The sequence below is a fragment of the Paenibacillus rhizophilus genome (genome assembly GCF_003854965.1).
GTDB lineage: Bacteria > Bacillota > Bacilli > Paenibacillales > Paenibacillaceae > Paenibacillus_AQ > Paenibacillus_AQ rhizophilus.
In genome coordinates, this window is the sequence record NZ_RQPI01000003.1 from 358,956 (window position 1) to 374,393 (window position 15,438).

General features: G+C 55.1%; 11 protein-coding genes and 1 other annotated feature. Of the genes, 10 read left to right on the forward strand and 1 reads right to left on the reverse strand.

What is annotated here, in order from left to right:
* The first annotated feature begins 21 nt into the window (after window positions 1-21).
* Both hemL and EH198_RS08865 read left to right on the forward strand, forming a co-directional pair.
* Window positions 22-1,323: a glutamate-1-semialdehyde 2,1-aminomutase gene (gene hemL, locus EH198_RS08860; RefSeq protein WP_124695173.1), complete on the forward strand. Its 1,302-nt coding sequence runs from the start codon at window positions 22-24 to the stop codon at window positions 1,321-1,323.
* Window positions 1,320-2,264 (forward strand): RluA family pseudouridine synthase, encoded by a 945-nt coding sequence (locus tag EH198_RS08865; RefSeq protein ID WP_124695174.1) that lies wholly within the window; start codon window positions 1,320-1,322, stop codon window positions 2,262-2,264. Before hemL ends, EH198_RS08865 begins: the two co-directional genes overlap by 4 nt.
* A gap of 407 nt (window positions 2,265-2,671) precedes the next feature.
* Here EH198_RS08865 and greA read toward each other — a convergent pair whose 3' ends face one another.
* On the reverse strand, window positions 2,672-3,157 hold the full coding sequence (gene greA / locus EH198_RS08870) for a transcription elongation factor GreA (protein WP_124695175.1): 486 nt from the start codon (window positions 3,155-3,157) through the stop codon (window positions 2,672-2,674).
* A gap of 256 nt (window positions 3,158-3,413) precedes the next feature.
* Here greA and EH198_RS08875 point away from each other — a divergent pair, with 256 nt between their 5' ends.
* From EH198_RS08875 to EH198_RS08910, 8 genes are all read left to right on the forward strand, one after another.
* Window positions 3,414-4,751, forward strand: a complete 1,338-nt coding sequence (locus EH198_RS08875) for a LysM peptidoglycan-binding domain-containing protein (RefSeq protein ID WP_185702815.1) — start codon at window positions 3,414-3,416, stop codon at window positions 4,749-4,751.
* 161 nt (window positions 4,752-4,912) lie between these two features.
* Entirely contained in the window at window positions 4,913-5,308 is a 396-nt protein-coding gene (locus EH198_RS08880; RefSeq protein ID WP_124695177.1) for a GntR family transcriptional regulator, read from the forward strand.
* Window positions 5,309-5,376: 68 nt separating this feature from the next.
* A complete protein-coding gene (locus tag EH198_RS08885; protein ID WP_148091492.1) occupies window positions 5,377-6,705 on the forward strand; it encodes a DUF5808 domain-containing protein in 1,329 nt (442 codons plus the stop codon).
* A 164-nt stretch (window positions 6,706-6,869) separates the two neighbouring features.
* Window positions 6,870-7,589 (forward strand): DUF559 domain-containing protein, encoded by a 720-nt coding sequence (locus tag EH198_RS08890; RefSeq protein ID WP_342772030.1) that lies wholly within the window; start codon window positions 6,870-6,872, stop codon window positions 7,587-7,589.
* A gap of 455 nt (window positions 7,590-8,044) precedes the next feature.
* Window positions 8,045-8,333 (forward strand) — a binding site (T-box leader).
* Between the two features lie 149 nt (window positions 8,334-8,482).
* Complete coding sequence (locus tag EH198_RS08895; RefSeq protein WP_246014160.1) at window positions 8,483-11,116, forward strand: valine--tRNA ligase; 2,634 nt, start codon at window positions 8,483-8,485, stop codon at window positions 11,114-11,116.
* A 5-nt stretch (window positions 11,117-11,121) separates the two neighbouring features.
* Window positions 11,122-12,498: a bifunctional folylpolyglutamate synthase/dihydrofolate synthase gene (locus tag EH198_RS08900; protein ID WP_124695180.1), complete on the forward strand. Its 1,377-nt coding sequence runs from the start codon at window positions 11,122-11,124 to the stop codon at window positions 12,496-12,498.
* Between the two features lie 7 nt (window positions 12,499-12,505).
* Window positions 12,506-13,894 carry a UDP-N-acetylmuramate--L-alanine ligase gene (gene murC / locus EH198_RS08905; RefSeq protein ID WP_124695181.1) on the forward strand — a complete coding sequence of 463 codons (1,389 nt, stop codon included), beginning with the start codon at window positions 12,506-12,508 and terminating at the stop codon, window positions 13,892-13,894.
* 240 nt (window positions 13,895-14,134) lie between these two features.
* The gene (locus tag EH198_RS08910; RefSeq protein WP_124695182.1) at window positions 14,135-15,316 is read left to right on the forward strand and encodes a GGDEF domain-containing protein; all 1,182 of its coding nucleotides are present in this window, start codon (window positions 14,135-14,137) and stop codon (window positions 15,314-15,316) included.
* Window positions 15,317-15,438: the final 122 nt, after the last annotated feature.

Genomic DNA, 15,438 nt, shown 5'->3' on the forward strand with positions numbered 1-15,438 from the left:
ACTAGACAGGAGGGATTAGGAATGGGCAAGGAGAGCTTGGCTCGGAGGGAAGAAGCTTCCCGGGCCGCTTTTGAAGAGGCGAAGCACTACATTCCCGGCGGGGTGAACAGCCCGGTCCGGGCGTTCAAATCGGTCGGCTTGACTCCGATCTATGTGGAACGCGGGGAAGGCTCCCGGATTTACGATATCGACGGCAACAGCTTTATTGATTACGTCTGCTCCTGGGGACCGCTCATTATGGGCCATGCCCATCCGGAAGTGGTTAAGGCGCTGCAGGAAACGGCGGTCAGAGGAACGAGCTTCGGCGCGCCTACGCTGATCGAGACGGAAATGGCCAAGACGGTCGTGGAACGCGTTGATTCGGTGGATATCGTGCGGATGGTCAACTCCGGCACGGAAGCGACCATGAGCGCGATCCGGCTGGCCCGCGGGTATACGGGCAGAAGCAAAATCCTGAAATTCGAAGGCTCCTATCACGGCCATGGCGACAGCCTGCTGATCAAGGCCGGCTCCGGCGTCGCGACGCTCGGGCTGCCGGACAGCCCGGGGGTGCCGGAAGGGATAGCCTCGAATACAATCGCCGTGCCGTACAACGATCTGGAATCGGTCAAGCTGGCTTTCGAGCGCTTCGGCAGCGATATCGCCGCGGTTATCGTGGAGCCGATTGCCGGGAATATGGGCGTCGTTCCGCCGGCTCCCGGATTTCTGGAAGGCCTGCGCAAGGTGACCACGGGCTATGGAGCCCTGCTTATTTTTGATGAGGTCATGACCGGCTTCCGCGTGAACCGGGGCTGCGCGCAGGGCCTGTTCGGCATCAAGCCGGACCTGACCTGCTTCGGCAAGGTCATCGGCGGCGGACTTCCCGTCGGTGCCTATGGCGGAAGCCGGGAGATTATGGAGCAAATCGCCCCATCCGGTCCGATCTACCAGGCGGGCACACTCAGCGGCAATCCGCTGGCGATGGCGGCGGGTCTTACGACGCTGAAGCTGCTGACGCCTGAGGTCTACGACCGGCTGGAAACTCTGGGCGCGCGGCTGGAAGAAGGGCTCAGAGCGAATGCGGAGGAGGCCGGAGTTCCGCTGACCGTGAACCGTGTAGGCTCGATGGTGTGTCCGTTCTTTACGGCGGGGCCGGTAACCAATTACGAAACGGCGAAGGGCAGCGACGTGAACCGTTTCCGCGCCTATTTCGGCGAGATGCTGGAACGGGGAATCAGCGTGCCACCTTCGCAATTTGAGGGTATGTTTATTTCCGCGGCCCACACCGAGCAGGATATCGACGATACGATTGAGGCTCATCGCGCGGCCCTGAAGACGCTATGAAGCCGGGGGAATCGGCCAAGAAGCCAGGCGGGGTACGGCGCGGGGAATGGCTGGAGACGATGCCCGGCCGCAGTGTGACCTCCGCCGAGGACAAAGGCGAGGCCATTGACCGGTGGCTGAAGGAGACGGTCGGAATGCCGGACAAGCTGCTGGCGCGGCTTCGCCGCGAGGACGGTATTCAGTGGAGAGGGGACCGGCTGCGGCTGGCCCTTTTTCCGCTCAGGGAACCGGGGATTGAACCGGTCTGGCATGAGCTTGAAGTGCTGCACGAGGATGACTTCTGCCTCGTCGTTCACAAGCCTGCAGGCATGGCGGTGCATCCGGACGGAAGCGGGAACGGCGTGACGCTGGATCATGCGGTCGCCGCCCATTACGCCGCCTCCGGCGAGAATTGCGCCGTCCGGCATATTCACCGGCTGGACAAGGAAACGACCGGACCGGTGCTGTACGCGAAGAATGAATTCGCGCAGGCGATTCTGGATGAGGCGATGCGGGACAAGGCGATTTCCCGCCGGTATGCCGCCATTGTCCGTGGGGAGGTGCCCCGCTCGCTGACCGTAATCGATCAGCCGATCGGCCGGGACCGCCATCATGCCGGACGCCGGAGGGTATCTCCCGGCGGGCAGCCGGCGGTGACCCGGATTGTCGGCCGCGAGGTATGGCAGGGAGCATCTCTGCTGCGTATCGAGCTGGAGACAGGCCGGACGCACCAGATCCGGGTGCATTTAAGCCATGTAGGCCATCCCCTATACGGAGACGAGCTGTATGGAGGGCCGAAAGCGCCGGTAGTTCAGGGGAGCCGTCCGCTGCTGCGGCAGGCGCTGCACGGGGAAGCCCTGCGCTTTGCGCATCCATGGAGCGGGGAAGAACTTGACATTGGCGATCCCTGGCCGGACGATATGCTGCTGCTGCAGAACGTTCTTAGCGGCGGCATCAGGTAAACCGACAAAAAAGGATCAAAACGCATCAGCCAAGCTGCCGGGTGCTTTTGATCCTTTTTTTGTTTAGCTGCTGCGGAAAAATAGAGCCGGGGACGCAGAAGGCGTCTCCCGGCCGAACTGTGCATTCGTAATCAAATCGGAACGCAGAATGGATGAAACGGAATTCCTCCCTTTTATTTCTCCAAAAATGGTCTTAGGCTGCACCCGGACGGGAATTTCTCCATCTTAATTGGACGTTTCCTCTGAAAACTGCCAGATGGAAGTCAATAAGCCGGAGTTTTTCCTGCTTAAAGGCCGGGATGCCCCATTTTTCAGGAAATGAGAGGGAGGTTTTCCCGTTCGCGCCGGAGTCACCAGAGACTAACCGCCCGGCCCTTCCGCCGTATAATAAACCTGCGAGCCTGTTGTTAAGCCAGCCGGATTTCCAGCAGCTCATACTCAATTACGCCTGCTGGCGCATCCACTTTGATGACGCTGCCGGCTTTTTTGCCGATAAGCTCTTTGCCCAGGGGGCTTTCGTACGAAATTTTATTATGGGCCACATCGGCCTCGGCGGGGCTTACAATCCGGTATTCGACTTTCTCCGAGAACTCAATATCATTCAGGACAACAACGGAGCCGATGCTGACGGAGGAAACATCCAGACTGTCCGCCCTTACGACACGGGCGTACTTCATCATGTTCTCCAACTGCTTGATGCGCGTCTCCATAAAAGCCTGATCATCCTTGGCGGAATGGTACTCGCTGTTTTCCTTAAGGTCACCGTAGCTGATCGCTACCTTCAGGCGCTGGGCCAGTTCCTTGCGTTTTACCGTTTTGAGTTCTTTAAGTTCTTCTTCCAGCTGGGCAAAGCCCTCCGGAGTCAGGATAATTTCATCTTCTTTGTTAGCCATTATGATCACTACTCCCAATTTCTCGCTTTTAACTCTGCCTCTATTGTACCCTAAATGGGGCGCAAGTGATAATGTCCGGTTTAATGGTCGGTTTATTCGCGGAATTTTCGCAGCTTCAGGGGGCTTTTGGCGGCGGCTTTTGAACGGATTGTCATGTGCTCTTTTTAGAAGCATATACATGGGGAGAGTAACATTTTGGGCTTACGCTCTGGGCCTGTCCCGGGGTTAGATTATGCCAAGAAGGAGGACATTTCCCGTGTTTGACCAGTCCCACGGCCTGCGGTTTGATATTTACGAACGCATTCACCTGTCTCAAGACCTTCCGGGGATATCCGAACTGGAAGAGGTTGAGCTGCTGCCGGATATTCAGGTCATTCAGCGAGAAGACCGGGCGGAACTGCACGGACAGCTGCTGCTGACGGGCCTTTACCGGAGCGAAGACGACCGGACCCACCGTTTGGAGCACTCCATTCCGGTTGAAATCACGGTGCCGCTGGCCCGGGTCAGCTCGCTTGATGAGATCGGTGTGGAAATTGAAAATTTCGATATCGACCTTCTGACGATGCGCAGCGTGAATATTACCGGTGTGCTGTCGCTGCGCGGAATCGGAGGGGCGGAGCCGGCTCCCGCCTGGCAGAGTGAAGAGTTTACCGTTGCTTATTCGCCGGATGAGGGAGAGAGAGCTTTGTCCGGGAAAGCCGATGACCCGGCGGAGGGCGCAGAGGGATTGTATGAAAATTCCCTTTGGACATTCGGAGAAGGAGCAACGGAAGATGCCGTCCAGGAGCGGGAGCAGACGGTAGCATTCAGTGCTGCTCAGGCATATCCGGGAATCACGGAGGAAGAAGACGGCGATGAATCGCCCATCTTGAATCTGGAGGAGGACCGGTATGCCGAGATTCATACGGAGAGCGGCCAACCGTTCAGCATTGAACAAGAGCCGGATTTTGGCAGCCAGTGGAAGACTCCGGAAAGCTGGAGCCATTTTGCCACGGGCGGTACGGACGCAGGCGGCAGCACGTTTGCCGGTGGCCGGACTTCCGCTGCGGACACGGCGGATATTGAGGCGGCGGACGGCGAAGAGAGTGCGGATATCGCAGACGCTTCAGACGCGGTTTCCTTTGAGTCCCACGCTGCGGACGACGGCACTTCGGCGGAAGAACAGCTTGCGCAGGACGCCGGCAGCCTTTCGGAGACGGCCTTGTCCCCGGAGGAGAAGCATGATCTGAAAATCGCTCTCGGCAGCAAAAAGGACGCAGGCGAACAGGCCAAGGAGCACCTGAGCTTCTCTTCCCTGTTGTCCTCCAGCCGCTCGCGCAGCGAGAATGAGGAAGCTTTGGCGGAAAAAGCCGCCTCCGAAGCGGCGGCCGTCACTCCGTCTGAATCTTCCGAGGATACTGAATGGAAGAGCAGATTCATGAGGAACAAGGACGGAGAGGGGGCCTTCCGCAAGGTTCGCCTCTGCATTGTGCAGCGCGAGGAGACGCTGGATACGATTGCGGAGAAATATCAGCTCAGCGCCCGCGAACTGGTTCTGTACAACCGGCTGCCCGGCCAGACGGTGGAGGAAGGGCAGGTTATTTATATTCCGTAGGGACTTCCCGGCGGAGCATATTCAAATCCCGGCTGATAAACAGTCGGGATTTTTGTTTGGAAGATCTCAACAATACGTCTTTCCTGGAGGGAGACGTTTTTTTGTATTATTTGTATTATAATATATAATACAAATAATACTTTATTGGTTGGAGGTAACTTATGATCATAACGCTTGATTTCAAGAGTGAGACGCCTATTTACATGCAGCTTCGGAATGCGGTGGTTGTAGCGATCGGCAAGGGCGATTTGAAGGACGGCGAGAAACTGCCGACGATCCGGCAGCTGGCAGAGGAGCTCGGGATTAACGCGATGACGGTAAATAAAGCCTATGCAATTCTGAAGAACGAAGAATTCATTACGATTGACCGCAGGCACGGAGCTACAGTAACAAGGCCCGAGGGCGGACGCGGGGAGTACAGAGAGAAGCTGGAACAGGAACTGACCCTCGTTATCAGCGAAGCCAGCCTAAAGGGAGTGGGCCGGAAGGAATTCCTTGATACCTGCGCGGATATTTTCGCAGAGCTCGCCGCTGGACAACGTCCGATTGCAGAATAGAAAGGGGCCTGATAAAAATGACGATGGTATTGATATTGATTCCCATATGCCTCATTATCCTCTTAACAATGCAACTGTCTTACGGTATGCGGCCGCACATTACTGGAGGAATCATTGTCTTCGGTATTGGCATCCCGGAGCATGCCTCCCAAGCCGAGGAACTGGAGAGCCTAAGGGCTTCTTTCCGTCGAAACAATATCTTCTTTATCGTTATGAGCTCGTTTACGCTTCTCCCGATGTTTGCGTTGAACCGTTATTTTTCACTGATCTTTTTATACTGGTGGGCCTGGATGGGTCTTGGAATATGGGGCGGATACCGATTGTTCGTAAAATATCACCGGGCCGTTGCCCGGATCAAGCGTGAGCATGATTGGATCATGGGAGAACGGCGCGTCGTTCGAGTCGATACCACGCTTATTTCTCAGAAGAAACAGCTGACCCTTTCTCCTTTTTGGTGTATCGCGCCGTTTCTGCTCTCTTTGTTCGTTATGTTCTACTCGCGGCGTTCTTCCGGAGAACTTGAGGTAATCATGGGCATCCAGGCAGCCGGAATGACGCTGTTGTTCTTCCTTCTTTCTCTTGCGATCCGGCGTATGCGGACCAAGGTATACAGCGCAGACAGCGCAATAAATACGGCGCTCAATCGGGCGCAGCGGAGATATTGGTCGGTGCTGTTCCTGGCAATGGCTATACTGGACGCCGTATTTACCGCAGCCGTTACGCTTTCCGGAATGGAAACCTCGGCCCGCTTTGACGCTGCTTGGCACATTTTTATCGGAATCCAGGTGGCGGCCCCTTTTGCCGTCGCCAATTACACGGATCGTAAAATGAAGGAGTGGAGTAAACGGCTTGATGAAGCCGACGGTCGGCTATTCTACACGGACGATGATGAATATTGGATTAACGGAATTACTTACTGCAACCCGAACGACCGGAGTATGCTGGTGTCTAAGCGGACCGGGACCGGATTCACGCTCAATATGGCGACGCGCGGCGGCAAAGTCATAATGGGCGTCACCCTTGCATTGGTTGCTATAATTATTGCGGGACTTGCGATTTTTTTGTTCAGGGAAGATTGGATGCCGCCGAAACTGACGGTGGGCATGGATGGAACCGTACGTGTGCAAAGTCCAAGCTACGGTTATTCTTTTCAACTGGATCAAATCCGTGAACTTCGGCTGGAGGACAGATTGCCTGACGGGACTCGGACGAATGGCGTGGCAACCGATAGCTATGCCAGAGGGCATTTCAGACTGGATGGCTGGGGAAATACCAGGGCGTACATATTCAAGCACTCGCCTCCTTATATTGTCATCAGGTTAGCGGATGAATATATCGTGTTTAACGATAGAAAAGCTTCGGATACCCTGCGGACGTTCGAGGAACTCAGACGCTAACTTCCGCATTAAATATCGGTGAAATATCCGTGGCTGCGATCAGGCTGTACTGGCGAATTGGTCGATTTTGCGATAGACTAAAATATAGGAGACGAAGAACGTCCCGATCCATTCCCGCCGAATGGATCGGGACGTTCTTCGTCATTTTAGGGGAGGTAATCAAAATGAATGTTGAGGAAGCGCATGCAGCATTTATCGAGTACCATTTGCAGAGCAGAACAGGAGAACGAAAAGGCCGCCTGAAGCGGGGACACCGCGATGCCGAGAAGCTATTTTGCCGCAGCATATGGTGGCCGCTTCAAGGAAATTTCAATAATTTGCATCCGGAATACGAAGTTTTGGATTGGCGGGGGCTATCCTACTTTTGCGATTTTGCCTGGCTTACGCCGTTTGCGAAGCTGATCATCGAAATCAAAGGTTTCGGTCCCCACGTCACGGACATGGACAGAAAAAAATATTGCAACGAACTGAACCGGGAAACTTTTTTAACGGCGATGGGTTTCCAGGTCATTTCTTTTGCCTATGACGACGTCGCTCATCATCCTGAACGAACCATCACGCTTCTGCGCATGGTGCTTAGCCGTTATCAGTCCGAGACTTCTCCGGTTAACCTGAACAGTGTGGCGGAACGGGAAATCATCCGCCCTTGCCTGTATGCTCGCCCGCCCCCTTCGCCCCATCGATGTGGAGACTCATTTAAGCATCAACCATCGCACAGCCGTTCGAATGCTGCAAACACTTTGCGAGAAAGGATGGTTTACTGCTGCAACCGGAGCGGCGGGCAAACATATAGTGCGGTACGAGCTGCAGCGAGGCGCGATGAACCAAATCATGCAGAAAACCTGAAATTATACATCTTTTATCGGCGTTGGAACGTTCACTGAATAATATGCCTGCCTAGATACAGTTATTTTCCCGTGCAAGCTCAAATGCAGTCGGCAGAGCCTTGAGTTCCTGCACAATAGCAGGTTTTTCCGCCTAACCACCGCTTGTGTTCGAAATAACCTGCACTTTAGCTGTTTTGCAAGGCGCCGATTGCCGATTCGCTGCTTTGCCAGACGCCGATTGTAGATTAGCTATTTTCAAGACGTCGATTAGCTGTTTTGCCAGACGCTCAACTAAAAATCGCCAAGCCCTTCATGGTGGAGCACGAAAGCCAACCTCGAACTTACATACTCGTAGAGTAATACTTGCAAAATGACGAGACGCCAAGCAAGCCCTCATGCCCAGCAGATACTTTCCGCCAAAAATTCGTAAGCGATTGTCCTGCTATGACCAGCCTCCCTGTTGACTACGCCGAAAGCAAAATGTATTATGTAAAGTATTAAGCAATATTTCCTTAAAGACTGGGAACGGGAAGAGTAGGCGGTGAGCCCTTCAGAGAGCGGAATGCAACAGCTGTGAGCTTCCGCAGGATGCAGCCAGCCGAAGTCGCCCCGGAGTCGCACGTTTGAGCTGTATGGCCGTTAAGCCCATATCGTTAGAGCGCGCCGGACGCAGGCCGTTATTTCTGCATTGAGTGTCGCGTTTTGCCGGCGTTTTTTATTGAACAATCCGGCTCCGCCGTTGCCCGGCGCAGTACGCGAAACAAAGGTGGTACCGCGAAAGAATGACCTTTCGTCCTTTGAGGACGGAAGGTCTTTTTGTATTTATTTCGACAGTTAGACAAATATGGAGGTAAAAAGCAATGACAGAACATAATCCATTGACTCCGGCGCAGCAGCCGGAACTTGAAGAGATTGGAGGCAGCCCGGCGGAGGGCGGCGCCAAGAACGACATGCCGACCACGTATGATCCCAAGGCTGCGGAGCAGAAATGGTATCCTTACTGGATGGAGGGCGGCTTCTTCCGCGCAGGATTGCGTCCGGACGCGAAGCCTTATACGATTGTCATTCCGCCGCCGAACGTGACGGGGATGCTGCATATCGGGCATGCGCTCGATTTTACGCTGCAGGATATTCTCATCCGCACCAAGCGGATGCAAGGTTACGATACGCTGTGGCTGCCGGGAACGGACCATGCGGGCATCGCGACTCAGACGAAGGTTGAGCAGAAGCTGCGCGCCCAGAACGTATCCCGCTACGATCTCGGCCGCGAGAAATTTCTGGAGCAGGTATGGGAATGGAAAGACCAGTACGCGGCAACCATCCATGAGCAGTGGTCCAAAATGGGGCTGTCGCTCGATTACACCCGCGAACGGTTTACGCTGGATGAGGGACTGTCCAAGGCGGTGCGCGAGGTATTCGTCAAGCTGTACGAAAAGGGCCTGATCTACCGCGGCAAGCGCATCATCAACTGGGACCCTGCGGCCCGTACGGCCCTGTCCGATATTGAAGTGGAGTACAAGGAAGTTAACGGCCATCTCTATCATCTGCGTTATCCCCTCAAGGACGGCAGCGGCTTCATTACCGTAGCGACAACGCGTCCGGAGACGATGCTTGGGGACACGGCGGTAGCGGTGCATCCGAAGGATGAGCGGTACAAGGATATGATCGGCAAGACGCTGATTCTTCCAATCATCGGCCGCGAGATTCCGGTCATTGCTGATGAGTATGTTGAAAAAGAGTTCGGCAGCGGCGCGGTAAAGATTACGCCTGCTCATGACCCGAACGACTTCGAGGTCGGCCAGCGCCACAATCTGCCGCAGATCGTCGTCATGGACGAGAGCGGCACGATGAACGCCGAAGCGGGGCCTTACCAGGGTCAGGACCGCAGCGAATGCCGCAAGAACATTACCGCCGACCTGAAAGAACAGGGCGTGCTCATCTCTATTGAGGACCATGTCCATCAGGTGGGACACAGCGAGCGCTCCGGAGCCGTGGTTGAGCCTTATTTGTCGACGCAGTGGTTCGTGGCGATGCAGCCGCTCGCCGAAGCGGCGATCCAGGCGCAAAAAGACGGCAGCGGCGTGAACTTTGTGCCGGACCGGTTCGAGAAGATTTATCTGCACTGGATCGAAAATGTGCGCGATTGGTGTATTTCCCGCCAGCTCTGGTGGGGCCACCGCATTCCGGCCTGGTATTCCGAATCCACCGGCGAGATGGTTGTCGCCCGCGACGAAGAGGAAGCTCGCCGGATTAGCGGCCTGGACGATCTGAAGCAGGATGAGGATGTGCTGGATACGTGGTTCAGCTCGGGCCTGTGGCCGTTCTCCACGCTCGGCTGGCCGGATGACAGCGCGGATTTGAAACGCTTTTACCCGACTGACGTGCTCGTGACGGGTTACGATATCATCTATTTCTGGGTGGCGCGGATGATCTTCACGGCGCTGGAATTTACCGGCGAGAAGCCGTTCTCCGACGTGCTGATTCACGGCCTTGTCCGCGACTCGGAAGGACGGAAGATGTCCAAGTCGCTCGGCAACGGCGTCGATCCGCTCGAAGTCATCGAGAAATACGGCGCCGACGCCATGCGCTATATGATTTCCACAGGCAGCACGCCGGGACAGGACCTGCGTTTCCGCTGGGAGAAGGTTGAACAGGCGCGCAATTTTGCGAACAAGATCTGGAACGCCTCGCGCTTTGCGCTGATGAATCTGGAAGGCGTGTCCTTTGAGGATATCGACATTTCCGGCAAGCTTGGCACCGCCGACCGCTGGATTTTGCACCGCCTGAACGAAACTTCCCGCGATATTTCGCGTCTCATTAATGCATATGATTTTGGCGAGACCGGACGTCTCCTGTACAATTTCATTTGGGACGATCTGTGCGACTGGTATATCGAGTTCGCGAAGCTGTCCCTGTACGGCTCGGACGCCGCCGCCAAACGCAGCACGCAATCCGTACTGGCTTACGTGCTCGACCGCACACTGCGCCTGATTCATCCGTTCATGCCGTACATTTCGGAGGAAATCTGGCAGCATCTGCCGCATGAAGGCGAGACGATTACGCTGGCCGCATGGCCGGAATATGATGCCGCGCTTGAGAATCCGGATGCGGTGGCCGAAATGAATCTGTTGATGGATATGATCCGCGCCGTGCGCAATATCCGGGCCGAAGTGAATGTGCCGATGAGCAAAAAGGTCGAGCTGATCGTCAAGGCGGGAAGCGAAGAGACGCTGGCTATTATCGAGCGGAACAACGCCTATATCAGCCGTTTCGCCAATACCTCCTCTTTCGAGGCGGGCCTGAATCCGGAGGCTCCGGAGAAGGTTATGTCCGCAGTTGTAACGGGGGCCGAGCTGCTGCTGCCGCTGTCTGGCCTGATCGATATCGAGCAGGAAATCGCCCGGCTTGAAAAAGAGGTGCAGACGCTGAACAGCGAAGTGGAACGTGTGGATAAAAAGCTCGGCAACCCCGGCTTCGTAGCCAAGGCGCCGGCCAAAGTCATCGAAGAGGAACGGGCCAAGCAGGCCGATTACTCGGCTAAACGCGAGAAAGTGCTGGCCCGTATCGCGGAGCTGAGAGGATAACGGATATGGAAGAGATGAACGGGGCCGGCGCTGCCGCCCCTTTACAATCCTATACAGATGCGGTGGACTGGATCAACGGCCTCATTCCTTTCGGCATCCGTCCGGGCCTTGAACGGATCGAACGGATGATGGAAAGAATGGGGCAGCCGCACCGCCGGCTGAAATTCATTCATGTTGCGGGAACGAACGGCAAGGGTTCGACCTGCGCTTTCCTGACGTCAGTGCTTAGACAAAGCGGATATTCCGTCGGAACGTTTACTTCCCCCTATATTACGAAGTTCACGAACCGGTTTCAGTATAACGGCGAGGACATTCCCGAAGAGTCGCTTACGGCGATTGCGAACCGCCTTCATCCGCTGGTTGAAGAAATTGCGAATACCGAGCTGGGTTCTCCTACGATGTTTGAGGTAGCAACCGCGCTTGCCATTCTGTATTACGCCGAAGAATGCTATCCGGACGTTGTCGTATGGGAGACGGGCCTGGGGGGAAGGATGGATGTAACGAACATCGTTACCCCGATCGTGTCGGTCATAACGAACGTAGGCTACGATCATACGGATGTTCTTGGAGATACGCTTGAGAAAATCGCCTACGAGAAGGCGGGCATTATCAAGCCCGGCGTTCCTGTCGTCAGCTGCGTCTCCCAGCCAGAAGCGATCTCCGTGCTTAAGGATAAGGCCTCGTCCTGCAAGGCGACCCTGTATCTCGCCGGGGAACAATTTGCCTATGAGAGCAAAGGGATCGAAGAGGGTGTGCAGACCTTTACCTTCAGAGGTCCTTTCCGCTCGCTGGATATCGGCATTGCCATGAAGGGGGAGCATCAGCTGGCCAACGCCGCCGGCGCCATGATGGCCCTGGAGGTGCTGCGCCAGTATATGGCGTTCATTCTTGAGGACGAGGATGTCCTCTCAGGATTTCGCCATACGTTCTGGGCCGGAAGGTTGGAAGAAATTCCGGGCACCCCGCGGATTGTTCTTGACGGCGCGCATAACCCCGAGGGGGCTCAGAGCCTGGCGTCAAGCCTGCCGAAGTACTATCACTACCGAAAATTAAATTTACTGATGGGTATGCTGTCAAACAAGCATCATGAGTCGTACTTCAAGCATATACTTCCTATAGTGGATACGCTTATCCTGACCGAACCGGATTTCCGGAAGAAAATGGACGCGGAACACCTTCAGCTCATCGCGGAGAGTCTGCGGGAGAACTATGCCAAGGATCATTTGCAAATCATTGTGGAGCATGATTGGGGCAAAGCGCTCCAGCTTCTGAAGTCGATGACGGAAGAAGACGATTTGGCGGTCGTGTCCGGTACGCTTTATTTGATCGCTGATGTACGGAGCGCGCTTTTGCGGCAACCCGATTCTGAAAAAGGCTGGTGACTAACTGTTGGATACTACAGAACGAGTTCATTTTATAGGAATCGGCGGTTACGGGATGAGCGCTATTGCCCGTGTCATGTTGGAGATGGGGTATACCGTAACGGGCTCCGATGTGGCCGCCCAGGAACTGACGGAGAAATTGATAGCCAAAGGCGCAAAAGTATATATCGGCCATACGGCGGAGCAGGTAAAAGGCGCCGATCTGGTCGTCTATTCCACGGCTTTGTCGAAGGATAATGTGGAACGGGTGGAAGCGGAACGCCTGAATATTCCGATTCTGCACCGGTCGCAGATGCTGGCCCGGCTGCTTAACGAGCGCAAGGGCGTCGCTGTCGCCGGAGCGCATGGCAAAACAACGACCTCGTCGATGATTGCCCTCGTCATGGAAGAATGCGGGGTTGACCCTACGTATATTATCGGCGGGGAGATTATGAACGTAGGCACGAATGCCAAGGCAGGCCAGGGGGAATTCGTTGTGGCCGAAGCGGACGAGAGCGACGGTTCTTTCCTCCAGTATCATCCTTGGCTTGCGATTGTCACGAACATTGAAGCCGATCATCTTGAGAATTACGGCGGCGATTTCGAACGCCTGAAGAGCGCGTATGCGCAGTTCATGAGCCAATTGCGCGCGGACGGCACGGCGATTGTCTGCGGGGACGACGAGACCGTCATCTCCCTTCTTCCCAAGATTAAAGCGAATGTGACAACCTACGGCATCCGCTCGGAGACGGCGGACTATACCGCGACGGACATTGCACTCGGCGACCGCCAGGTAACGTTTACGATGAATCACAAGGGAGCAACGCTCGGACGGATTGAGCTGTCGGTGCCCGGCCAGCATAATCTGTACAACGCGATGGCCACGGTTATCGCTTGCCTGAAGGCGGGCATTCCGTTTGCGGCTATCGCCTCGGCCATCGTGAAATTCCACGGGGCTAAGCGGCGTTTCCAAGTGCTCGGCGAAGCGGACGACATTCTGATTATTGACGATTACGCCCATCATCCGACGGAGATTCAGGCGACCATCAGCGCAGCCAAAGCGACCGGCAAGCGGATTATCGCGGTCTTTCAGCCGCAGCGCTACACGCGCACCTTTTTTCTGCTTGACGCGTTCAGCCGCGCCTTCGGCGAAGCCGACGAGGTCATCATCACCGATATCTACTCTCCGGCAGGCGAGAAGCAGATCGAGGGCGTGACTTCCGCCAAGCTGGTTGAACTGATCATTCAGAACAGCAACCCCGGAGCGCGCTATCTGCCGGCCAAAGAAGATGTTCTTGCGGATCTCAGAGACCGTCTGGAGCCTGGCGATCTTGTAATCACCATGGGGGCGGGCGACATTTGGAAGGTTGGTTACGCGCTCGCGGACAACCTGCAGAAGCGCGGAGCCTCGAAATAAAGCGGAGCCGCATCCGCAGAATAATACACCGCATTTGAAGCCGATGACGCTGGCGGTTTTGCAAAAAGACAGAACGCATTCTCTTCACGATTTCGGAAGAAGGGGATGCGTTTTTTCTTCGGTGATTCCTCATAAATCGACAGATTTTCGCATCATGGTATGGTACTGTTTTACTAATATTCTTTTTACATAGTGTTTGCAGCCCGTCATTTTACGCACATATGTGGTGGTGAACGTCGTATGGATTTCCAACTGGACATAAGAACAATACTGATTACGCTTATCCTCGGAAATATGTTCATGGTGCTGCTTATCGCCGCATACCGTTTCCGCTCTCCCCACGATAAAGCGACTTCATTTTTTGCTGTCTCCAAATGGCTGCAGGCGGCTTGCTGGCTGCTGGTGATGATACGGGACAGTCTTCCCGGGCCGCGATTTGTTCTGCTCAGCAATGCGCTGATACTTGTAGGCGGCGGGCTGGAAATCATCGCCCTTCTGATGATGGCGGAGGAGTTCGGCGCGGACGCCAGACGTTACTATAAGGTCATCACAATCTTGAGCGTGCTGAGCTTCGGACTGATTTATTTTTTCTATAATTCGGACAACCTTCGCATCGCTTCCGCCTCCCTGGCGGCAGGGCTGTTCATCGCATTCCCCGCCTACCGCTTTACCGCAACCCGAGGAGGATCGCCGCTTCAGACGGTTATGGGATTGGTGTACACGCTGCTTGCATCCATCTTGGTCGCCAGGGCTTTTGCCGCGCTTTTCTCGGAACGGGACATGAATGTATTCTCACCGGGGCTTGCCCAGCATCTCTACTATATCGGCATGTTTTTGATCATGATTCTGGGAACCGTCGGCTTTGTTCTGCTGTCAAAGGAACGGTCTTACGACGAGCTTAGAAGGATGGCGAATGTCGATGAGCTGACCGGAATTCTGAACCGCAGGGCATTTATTGTACAAGCGCAGATTACAGCCGCCGCCGCGGCCGAGCGGAGAGAGCCGATATCTTTTCTGCTGATCGACATTGATCATTTCAAGCAGGTCAACGACAATTACGGGCATGTCACCGGTGACAGCGCTCTCCGGAATTTTGCGGCCACCGTGGAGTTTCGTTTGGGACCCAGAGATTTGTTCGGCAGATACGGGGGCGAAGAATTCGCGGTTCTGCTGCCAGGTGTGGACGAAGAAGAAAGCGACCGGAAAGCGGAGCTGCTGAGACAAGCCGTTATGAATTCGCGGATTGAAGGCCACTCCCTCCAATATACGATCAGTATAGGCGTGATTACCGTCATCCCGAGCAAAAAGCCGCAGCTGGATTTGCTGTACAAGCTTAGCGACGCCGCTCTCTACAAAGCGAAGAAGGATGGAAGAAACCGTGTGGTCCGAAGCCGCTGGATGGAAGAGCCGGAGCGGAGTTGATCCGCTGTTCGTCATCATGCCCCCGTTTGCCGTCAGGCAGGCGAGGGGCTGTTTGTAATGCAATGAATAGATAGATAACCGTGACTTATACCCGATATAATCAACAACTATTTAACAACCTC

What these genes read in the sequence shown, in the direction of transcription:
- EH198_RS08880 (WP_124695177.1), top strand. Translation starts at nt 4,913, where the DNA reads ATGATCATAACGCTTGATTTCAAGAGTGAGACGCCTATTTACATGCAG.
- EH198_RS08910 (WP_124695182.1), top strand. Translation starts at nt 14,135, where the DNA reads ATGGATTTCCAACTGGACATAAGAACAATACTGATTACGCTTATCCTC.
- EH198_RS08895 (WP_246014160.1), top strand. Translation starts at nt 8,483, where the DNA reads ATGCCGACCACGTATGATCCCAAGGCTGCGGAGCAGAAATGGTATCCT.
- EH198_RS08900 (WP_124695180.1), top strand. Translation starts at nt 11,122, where the DNA reads ATGGAAGAGATGAACGGGGCCGGCGCTGCCGCCCCTTTACAATCCTAT.
- EH198_RS08885 (WP_148091492.1), top strand. Translation starts at nt 5,377, where the DNA reads ATGCAACTGTCTTACGGTATGCGGCCGCACATTACTGGAGGAATCATT.
- EH198_RS08890 (WP_342772030.1), top strand. Translation starts at nt 6,870, where the DNA reads ATGAATGTTGAGGAAGCGCATGCAGCATTTATCGAGTACCATTTGCAG.
- hemL (WP_124695173.1), top strand. Translation starts at nt 22, where the DNA reads ATGGGCAAGGAGAGCTTGGCTCGGAGGGAAGAAGCTTCCCGGGCCGCT.
- EH198_RS08865 (WP_124695174.1), top strand. Translation starts at nt 1,320, where the DNA reads ATGAAGCCGGGGGAATCGGCCAAGAAGCCAGGCGGGGTACGGCGCGGG.
- greA (WP_124695175.1), bottom strand. Translation starts at nt 3,157, where the DNA reads ATGGCTAACAAAGAAGATGAAATTATCCTGACTCCGGAGGGCTTTGCC.